At 62.4% G+C, this 8,179-nt stretch carries 7 protein-coding genes and 1 pseudogene; 5 read left to right on the top strand and 3 right to left on the bottom strand.

Translation table 11 applies throughout. From position 1 onward, the window contains the following. A complete protein-coding gene (locus LH128_RS15175) occupies positions 1-1,629 on the bottom strand; it encodes a ShlB/FhaC/HecB family hemolysin secretion/activation protein (protein WP_327195174.1) in 1,629 nt (542 codons plus the stop codon). A 434-nt stretch (positions 1,630-2,063) separates the two neighbouring features. Continuing rightward, complete coding sequence (locus LH128_RS15180) at positions 2,064-2,987, bottom strand: helix-turn-helix domain-containing protein (protein WP_008830534.1); 924 nt, start codon at positions 2,985-2,987, stop codon at positions 2,064-2,066. A 164-nt stretch (positions 2,988-3,151) separates the two neighbouring features. Between LH128_RS15180 and LH128_RS31430 the strand changes: the two genes are divergently transcribed. The 5 genes from LH128_RS31430 (at position 3,152) to LH128_RS32200 (ending at position 7,185) form a co-directional block, all read left to right on the top strand. After that, the gene (locus tag LH128_RS31430) at positions 3,152-3,820 is read left to right on the top strand and encodes an energy transducer TonB family protein (protein WP_008830535.1); all 669 of its coding nucleotides are present in this window, start codon (positions 3,152-3,154) and stop codon (positions 3,818-3,820) included. Positions 3,821-3,879: 59 nt separating this feature from the next. Next, entirely contained in the window at positions 3,880-4,581 is a 702-nt protein-coding gene (locus LH128_RS15190) for an STN domain-containing protein (protein ID WP_008830536.1), read from the top strand. A gap of 63 nt (positions 4,582-4,644) precedes the next feature. Further along, positions 4,645-5,136: an RNA polymerase sigma factor gene (locus LH128_RS15195; RefSeq protein WP_327195175.1), complete on the top strand. Its 492-nt coding sequence runs from the start codon at positions 4,645-4,647 to the stop codon at positions 5,134-5,136. Between the two features lie 55 nt (positions 5,137-5,191). Next, entirely contained in the window at positions 5,192-6,127 is a 936-nt protein-coding gene (locus tag LH128_RS15200) for a FecR family protein (protein WP_008830538.1), read from the top strand. An 80-nt stretch (positions 6,128-6,207) separates the two neighbouring features. Continuing rightward, positions 6,208-7,185, top strand: a complete 978-nt coding sequence (locus tag LH128_RS32200) for a helix-turn-helix domain-containing protein (protein WP_172705067.1) — start codon at positions 6,208-6,210, stop codon at positions 7,183-7,185. Between the two features lie 325 nt (positions 7,186-7,510). Here the strand turns inward: LH128_RS32200 and LH128_RS15210 are convergent. After that, positions 7,511-8,179, bottom strand: a pseudogene (locus LH128_RS15210) (arylsulfatase); the annotation flags it as partial.

Here is an 8,179-nt window from a genome sequence, read left to right on the forward strand (position 1 = left end):
TTAAAATTCCCCCTGGATGCGGAAGCGGACGAAGATGTCGCCGGACTCGGACGCCGAGCCGGACTTGAGCGGAACACCGGCGTCGATCGCACCGGTCAGATGATTGAAGAGCTTGATGCGGCCGCCGAGGCCGGCACTGGACAGCCAGGTGTTGCGGGTCGCGATCTGGCTTTCGAGCGGCTGATGGATGCCGACATAACCGCTGTCGACAAAGGCGTGGAACCGCAGTTCGTTGATGAGGTCTGTGCCGAGCAGCTTGGCGAGATCGGGCGATCTGAGTTCGGTCTGATAGGCAAAGCCATAATCGCCGATCGCCTCGGACTCGTAATAGCCGCGCACCGAGGACATGCCGCCAAGGCTGAAGCCTTCGTTGCTGATCAGCGGATCGGGCGACCATTGGCCGGTCAGCCGCGCATTGAGCTGGAGATCGGGACCGAAATTGCGCGTGGTCTCGGCATCGAGCTTGAGCGCGATGAAGCTCTGGCGCGCCATATAGCGCTTGGCGTCGAACCGCGCCCAGCTGTCGCCAAGACCCCGGATGCCGAAGGTCCCCGAGAGCGTGATGTTGCTGGTCGCGTGTTCGCCCGACCAGTCGCCGCGCCATGAGGCGATGAGCGGCGCATAGCGGATCGGCGCGCTGGCCCGGTCGGAGCCGAGCAGCACATCTTCCTTGAAGTCCTTGTAATCCATGCCGATGGTCAGGCTGTGATAGAAGCCCTCGCGCGATCCCAGCGACCGGATCAGGCGGAAGCCGCCCATCTTGCCGCGCCCGATGACGCTGGTGCCGCCGACCACCGCGATGTCGCTGTCCGAATAGACGCCGTAGAGCAGCAGCTGCGTGCCGGTCCCCAAGCGCATCAGATAATTGCCCGAGAACACCGTGCCGTCATCGGTCCGGCGCGGCGCGGTCTGCGCCGAGAGGGAGAGGCTGTCGCCGCGGCCCCACATATTGTCGTAGCGGAGCGTCGCCGAGGCGCGCAGGTCGCTGGTCGCGGCACTGGAGAAGTTGTTCAGCTCGGCCGAGGCATGGAAAGGCGAGTTTTCCTCGACCTTCAGCACCACGTCGAGCGTGCCCGGCGCTTCGCCGGCTCGCAGCTCCGGGGTGACGCGGCGGGTGGGGTTACTGTTCAGCGCGACGACATCGCGCTGGAAGGCAGGGAGATTGGGGGTGGTGCCGACCGCGACCGACGGCGCCTTGGCGCGGATCGCGTCGGCGTTCTTCGTGTCGCCCTCGACCAGCAGCCGGCCTACCGCCTGCGGCTGCACCTGTAATTGCAGCACGCCGCCATCCACCGACTGCTCGGGAATGAACACCGAGACCGCGACATAGCCCTTGTCTTCATAGAGCTTCTGCAAGGCCGCTCGCGCCGCCTCGACATCCGCCTCGCCCTTGCCCGGACCCATGAACGGCAGGATCGCGCGCTCCACATCGTCCGGTTGGAGGACGGTGTTGCCCTTCACCTGAAAGGCCATGATGTCGAAGCTGGCAGCAGGCGCCGGCGCTTGTGGAGACTGAGGCGCGGCGTCAGCCGAAACGCCGAACGCGCCGGGCGAAGCCGGCGAAGGCGCAACGGCGGCTTCCTGCCCCAAGGCCGGCGCAGCCGACATGCCCAGCATCAGACCGATCACGGCACCGCTCGGCGACAAACGCCAATACTTCTTGTCTAACCTCAAAATCTTCACCCCCTGCCGCAAGCGCCATCACGGCGACAGCACCGGAGGCGAACGGTTACAAATCTTGCGAGGCAGTTTGGCTTACGCACCGATGCTGCAATGCAGCAGCCCGCCTCCGAGATGCTCTTGCAAGCCAAGACTTCTCATCTCAACTAAAAATGAGAGTGACCAGGGTGCTATCGCGCGCATTATCCGCCAAATGACAGATAAGGTTTAAGTTATGTGACAATCATCAATGGCGATGATAGATATTCTGTATGCGAATCATCATCGATATGGAAAATTTTACTAAGGAAATCGTGATTTTATCGGGCGCAGAAATGATATTTGCTTTGAATATATATCAAAGCAATCAACATTTATCTTTACCCCCGGTTCGGGGAATTTTATCAGCCCCGCACGGCGCGAGCGCGCGTCCTGCTGGGTCCTTCACCAAATCTACGCTGATAGGCTCGCGCGAACGCGCTCCCGGAAGGGAATCGGATGTCGGTTGCCAACTGCGAAATGGAGCGACTTTCATGTGGGCCGTTCAGGCGATCATGCACCCAGTCCAAGCGGGCTTCCTGCACGAAGCGCGTCATCGGCATGCCATAGCAATCGCGGAAATTGCGCTGCAGCGCGGCCATGGTGATTCCCGTGACGCGCGCCAGTTCCTGTTCGGAGCAATCGCCGAGCGGATCGGCGCTGACATAGGCGATGACGCGCTGAACCGAACGAGCAACCGGCAGGACAGTTGCGGAATACGGCGCCAAGGCCGCAGCGAGGCCGGCGTACAGGTCGGCCTCCAGGCACTGCCGAAGGGCGGCATCCATATCGCCGCGCATACTAAGACAGGCGGTCAGTCGAGCGAGGGCCTTTTGGAAGCCGCTCGACTGCTCAAGAGCGAAAGCGAAATCCACCGCGGCGAGACGGCAAGGCTGACGGATCCGAGCCGCCGCGGCGATCTGGACGGGGACGCGCGGGAAATGAAGCAGCAGCACGCGGGCATCGGCCGGACCCAGGCAGCTTACGGCCTCTTTCCGCGCGGCGAGGAACGCGGAACCGGCGGCGATCCGCTCCTGTCCGCCCTGCGCCGTAACGACAACGGCCTCGTCGAGCGGCATGAGCAGATGTGCCCGGCGAGCACTGGCGGTCAGCTTGATAGGCCGGTGGGACGCGAAGCAGCGAATCTCGGCATCGATCGCACCGACGCTCGCGCGCTTCGCGACCAGCGACGGGTCCGTACGCGCCGCCATGGCATCCCCAAGCCGGCGCTCAAAGCCCGGCTCGACGATGTCGACATCGGCATGGTCACGATCCAATGCGAGATGCATTCAAAGTCTCCTCACTGTTGGAGACAGGTCCCCAAAAGCGAAGCGAATCATTTTTCTTCGATCGACGATGATCCCGCATCTTTCCGGTGCGCCCCATTGCGCGCCGCGGCTGTCATCAAGAGGCTACAAAAGGCGACTAACTGCCACGTCCGGATGGACAGGGCATGAAAGCGGCAGGCTTCACCACGGACGGATCAACGCGGTTTTCCGCACTATGCCTTTCAGCCGCATTGCATGTCGCAGCGGGATTTGCGCTGTTTTTCACCTCCTCTTTCGGCGTACCCCAACGCCAGAAACCGACCTCGGATCGCGGCGAACCGCTGGTCGTCGAATTGATCCCGCTCGATCATGCAGGCCTTTCTTCCGATTATGGTGAGGGCAAAGCCACCGGAGAAAGGAGGAATGACCAGCGCGGCCAGAGGGGGAAATCGGACGGCGTCGTGCCGACGGCCTTGGAAGAAAGACCGACCGGCAGCACGGGCAAGGCCGAACTGCGGGACAGCTCCGCGTCGCCGGCAGGCGCTGACGCGCCTTCGATTCCTCCCACCGAGATGCTCGCCTTTCGCGCGCAGCTTCAAGCGCATCTGGCCCGCTACCGCATCTATCCGGCCGCTGCGCACAAAGCCGGCAAGGAAGGCATCGTCCAGGTCCGTTTTTTGATGAACCATGACGGCAACCTGATCGATGCCTGGATCGAGAGCAGTTCGGGCAATGCGGACATCGATGGCGAAGCCCTCGCGTCGCTCCGGCGCGCCCGACCGCTGCCAACGCCGCCGCGCGGATGGCCGGATCGCATCGACATCAGCCTGCCGATCACCTTCCGGATCGGGTGAGGCCGAATGGAATGCGGCGTTCGTGGCGAAACAGAGTCCGGCGGGGAGCGGCCTTGCTGATGCTCTCTGCCCTCGCCCCCGTGAACGGACTCGCGCCTCCCGCATGGGCGGACGAAACGCGTGATGAACAGGTCTACACCATCCCGGCCCAACCTCTCGCGCAGGCCCTTACCGCCTTTGCCCGGGAAAGCGGCGTGGACATCTTCTACGAGACCGGCCTTGCCAGCGGACGACGCTCCGCGCCGATCAAGGGCCGCTACAGTGTCACCATAGCGTTGCGCCTGATGCTCGAAGGCACGGGTCTCCAGGCACGGTTCACCGACCGCCAATCCGCCTATGTGTATCTACCGTCATCATCGTCGGAATTGGACGTTGCCGCAGGCCGCCCATCCGGCAGACCGATAAGCCCGACGCTCCAGCTCGACATGGCGGAGGTACGCGCGCCCCGGATGATCGGCAGGCCCGTCACGCCGTCCTTCGACGCCTATGCCCACCGGGCCGTCCGCGAAATTCGGGGCATACTCAATGCCGGCGGTGGCTTGAAAGGCACCGACTTCAACGTCGCGGTCCTCGTCCGCCTCGACAGCAGCGGGCGGATCGAGACGGTCGCGCTCGCGTCGGAGAGCCGGGATCGACAGCCCGAACGGGAGGCGGAAATCCGTAGCCGCCTCGTCGGACACAGGCTCTCGCAGCCGCCCCCGGAAGGTTTCATCTCCCCGTTCCGGTTCGAGATTCGCCCGGTCCGGACGGCGAGGCCGTAACAGGTCATGCTCAAGACCACCCGGATATTGCTGCGTGAAGCCCTCGCTGCCCGATATCGGCATTTGCGCGACCGCCTCGCCGTCCGCCTCGGTTCGCGCGACCTTGCCGGCGAAGCCCTGCATGAGACATGGATTCGTCTGGGTGATGGCCCGGACCTTGCCCCGGTCGCCGATTCCGATGCCTATCTCTATCGGGCAGCGCTCAACACCGCTTCCAACATCAGCGCCTCCGAGCGCCGTCACGTCCTGAATATGGTGGAGATACACGATATTATCGACATGCCCGATCCTACGCCGGATCAAGAGCGTGTCGTTATCGCTCGCAGCGAAATCGCAATGCTGCGCCGGCTCTTGAAGCAGTTGCCCAAACGCCAGCGCGCCATATTCATCGCCAATTTCACAGGCGAGGCAACCACGGCCGAACTCGCGGCACGCTACGGCGTCACCATACGCACGATCCAGATCGAGCTGCGCGATGCCGTGCTGCACTGCGCGCTGCAAATGGACCGGAAGAATCTATTCGCTAACGGCGCGTTCCGCCTGTCTAGAAAGTAGGAGCAAGGCGAATGTTGGCCGACCCCCAGAGCAGGTACGGGAACCATTGCGCACGATGACGCAGGACATGACCATCGAAGACGGAAAGGATCGGCTGCTCATCGAAGCGGCCGAATGGCTCATTCAAATCTCATCCGGCGAAGCGACGCGGGATGATGCGGAGGAACTCGCCCGCTGGCGCGCCCAGAGCACGGATCATGACGATGCTTTTCGCAAGGTTGCGAGCATCCATACGCTGACCCGCGCCATGACCGACGACAAGGGACCGGTACTCGATCGGCGCGCTGTCCTGACGGGCGGTTCGGTTCTTGCGGCGGTTGTCGGCGCATTCGGCATCGTCCGTCCACCGCTGTCGCTCTGGCCCTCGCTCGCCGAGCTGATGGCCGACCATCGAACCGCCGCAGGCGAGCGCTATGCTTTCAAGCCCGTCGCCGGCGTCGAGGTCGAGATGAACAGCCGAACCAGCCTATCGCTGGCCGATGCCGGGCGGGGCATCACGCTGATCAGCGGCGAAGCTTTCGTCTCGGCACATTTGCCGGACGGCCTGTTCTCGGTGGAAACCGCCGCCAGCAAGATGACGACGCGTTCGGCCGCGTTCAATGTCAGGAGCCTGAGCGGGATTGTCACCGTCGCCTGCACCAGAGGCTCCGTCGATTGTCAGGTGTCCGGCGCGAGAGAGCAGATTAGCGCGGGTGAGCAACTTGCGATTGCTGCCGACGGCGATCGATCCCGGACGCGGATCGATCCCGGCAAGATGGCGGCATGGCGGCAAGGCCTGCTGATTTTCGAGGGGACGCCGCTTGCCGACGTGGTCGAGCAGATCAATCTCTATCGCCCAGGCCGCATCATGCTGACCGATGCCGCGCTGGGACGACGACCGGTCAATGGTGTTTTCCATACGAACCGCATCGAGAACACGGTCGCGCAGATCCAGCAAGCACTCGGATTGCAGATCCGGCATTTGCCGGGCGGCGTTCTTCTCATGGGCTGACGATGCGATTTGTTTCAAATTTATGACGAAAATGGTTTCGCTTCCCCTGCCCACGCCTGTCTCTCTTTTTGGAGGGCAGTGTGTTGGATTGCGATTGTTCTGCCAGATTCAAGGAGTTCCACGGTCAGGCGCACACCGGCGCGATCGATGCTCATAGCCGGGCCGATGCGCTTCGTCCGGTCGAGTTGATAGACTTCAGAACCGCACGAGATTCCCGGAGCTTTTCGTTTTCCGACAGGCTGAGCCACGGCGACATTCACATTTCCCGAGGGCAGCTTTCGCCCAATGAAGGCTCACTGATCGGCGCAGCGCAGCCAACGCTCGCCATTCATCTCGGTGATGCTTTCGACATGGAATGGTGTGCGCCGGGCAGTGACCGGCTCCAGACGACACGAGTCGAGCCAGGGCATATCCATATCAATCCTGGCGATACACCCTTCTATCAGCGATGGACCTCGTATCCCCGTCTGCTCGTCATTGCATTCGATCAGGCGATGATCTCCGCCATTGCGGAGGAGATATTCGGAACCCCTTTGGTGACGTTGCGAACGGAAGTCGGCATCGCCGATCCGGCCATCACGGCCGCCATTCCGATTTGGCTGCGTGAGATGGATCACGGCTGTCCCGGCAGAGCACTTTTCGTCGAGAGTCTGGCCAACGCCACAGCCGTTCATTTGCTGCGCAACTACAGCAGCCATTGCGTTGGACCTGCGCCCATGCCGATCAAGGGTGGGCTGGGCGCGCAACGCCTTCGGCGCGTGAGCGACTATATCGAGGCCCATATCGATACCGATCTTTCCGTCGCCAGGCTGGCGCACGTCGCGGGTCTCAGGCCGCACCATTTCGGTCAGGCATTTCGCACGACTGTCGGAATTTCACCACACCGCTATGTCGTCGCTCGTCGAATCGAGCGCGCCAAAGCCCTTCTGCTTTCAACCCGGATGGACATCACGGAAGTGGCCCTGGCTGTTGGCTTTGCCAGCCATAGCCACTTCGCCAGCAATTTCCGGCGAGCTATCGGGATACCGCCTTCACGCTTTCGGATCGAACGGACCTGAAAACAATTTCGACTGGCGGCCTCGGAAACTGCATCATGCTGCACGCAGCCATCCCCAGTCGTCGCGGCGGATTTCCTCCATCCTCACCCGCAGATCGCCGCTGGGAGCCGAACACAAAGTTCTATAGGATACCGCGAAGGCCGACCAATTTCTAACGTCTCGCAGCAGCTCGTACCGCTCCCAATTGTCTCAAATTTCGAGTCATTTGCGAGCCAAGAAGCAGCCGTTCACGAAATCATGAGAACGGCTCCTGCCTTGCCAGGCTGGCGATTGCCACCGAGCAGTGGCCCAGTGCGCCTATAAGGTTCTACTGAGAATTAAATTACTATAATTTCTTGTCTTTTTCGGCTTCCGACTTGCCTGTAAGCTCGATTTGCACCTTGTGGATTGCGCCCGGAAACGGACCATTGGCCGCATAGTCCGTGGATACAGGCGCACCGGTGTCGATGCCGATGTCCATAGTCTCGCCCTGGCCCGCATCCTTGACGTCGGCATAATCGAGATGGCCGCACCCTGCCTCGGCACCATTCACGGTCATGCACATCGTACCGCCCGCTTTGCCGGCTCCGTCCGGAGTGAATGCGAACCCGATGTTCGAAGCGCCACGACCAAGGGCGATCTTGCCGACGATCTCGGCCTGATCCTGCGGGCGCTGCGTATAGGCCTGACGCACAACGGGCACGCCGTCGCGCAGATAGAACGCCCAACCGCCAAAGCGGCTGCCGCGCGCCAGGATCGGCGCGGTGGCGCGCTCGACGTCGAGCGTCACGTCGGCGGAGATGGTGAATGCACGGCTGCGGAAGCTGGGCGCCTGGTTCTCGCTGATGCTCAAGTTCCCGCCCCAGTACGCAAACGAGGTGCGCCCCGAGGCATAGTGGGCATGCGAGGCGCCGAGCCGCGACTTCGCGAGGTTGTCGTCGAGCGGCAGCACGTGGTTGCGCCGCGCCTCCTCCAGCCACAACGCCTGCATCTGCGCCAGCTTGGCGGGATTGGC

This window comes from Sphingomonas sp. LH128 (genome assembly GCF_000293195.2).
Taxonomy (GTDB): Bacteria; Pseudomonadota; Alphaproteobacteria; order Sphingomonadales; family Sphingomonadaceae; genus Novosphingobium; species Novosphingobium resinovorum_A.

Bases quoted from the DNA above. Each gene is read 5' to 3' on its own strand.
- LH128_RS15200 (WP_008830538.1), top strand. From the start codon at position 5,192: ATGACGCAGGACATGACCATCGAAGACGGAAAGGATCGGCTGCTCATC.
- LH128_RS31430 (WP_008830535.1), top strand. From the start codon at position 3,152: ATGAAAGCGGCAGGCTTCACCACGGACGGATCAACGCGGTTTTCCGCA.
- LH128_RS15180 (WP_008830534.1), bottom strand. From the start codon at position 2,987: ATGCATCTCGCATTGGATCGTGACCATGCCGATGTCGACATCGTCGAG.
- LH128_RS15190 (WP_008830536.1), top strand. From the start codon at position 3,880: ATGCTCTCTGCCCTCGCCCCCGTGAACGGACTCGCGCCTCCCGCATGG.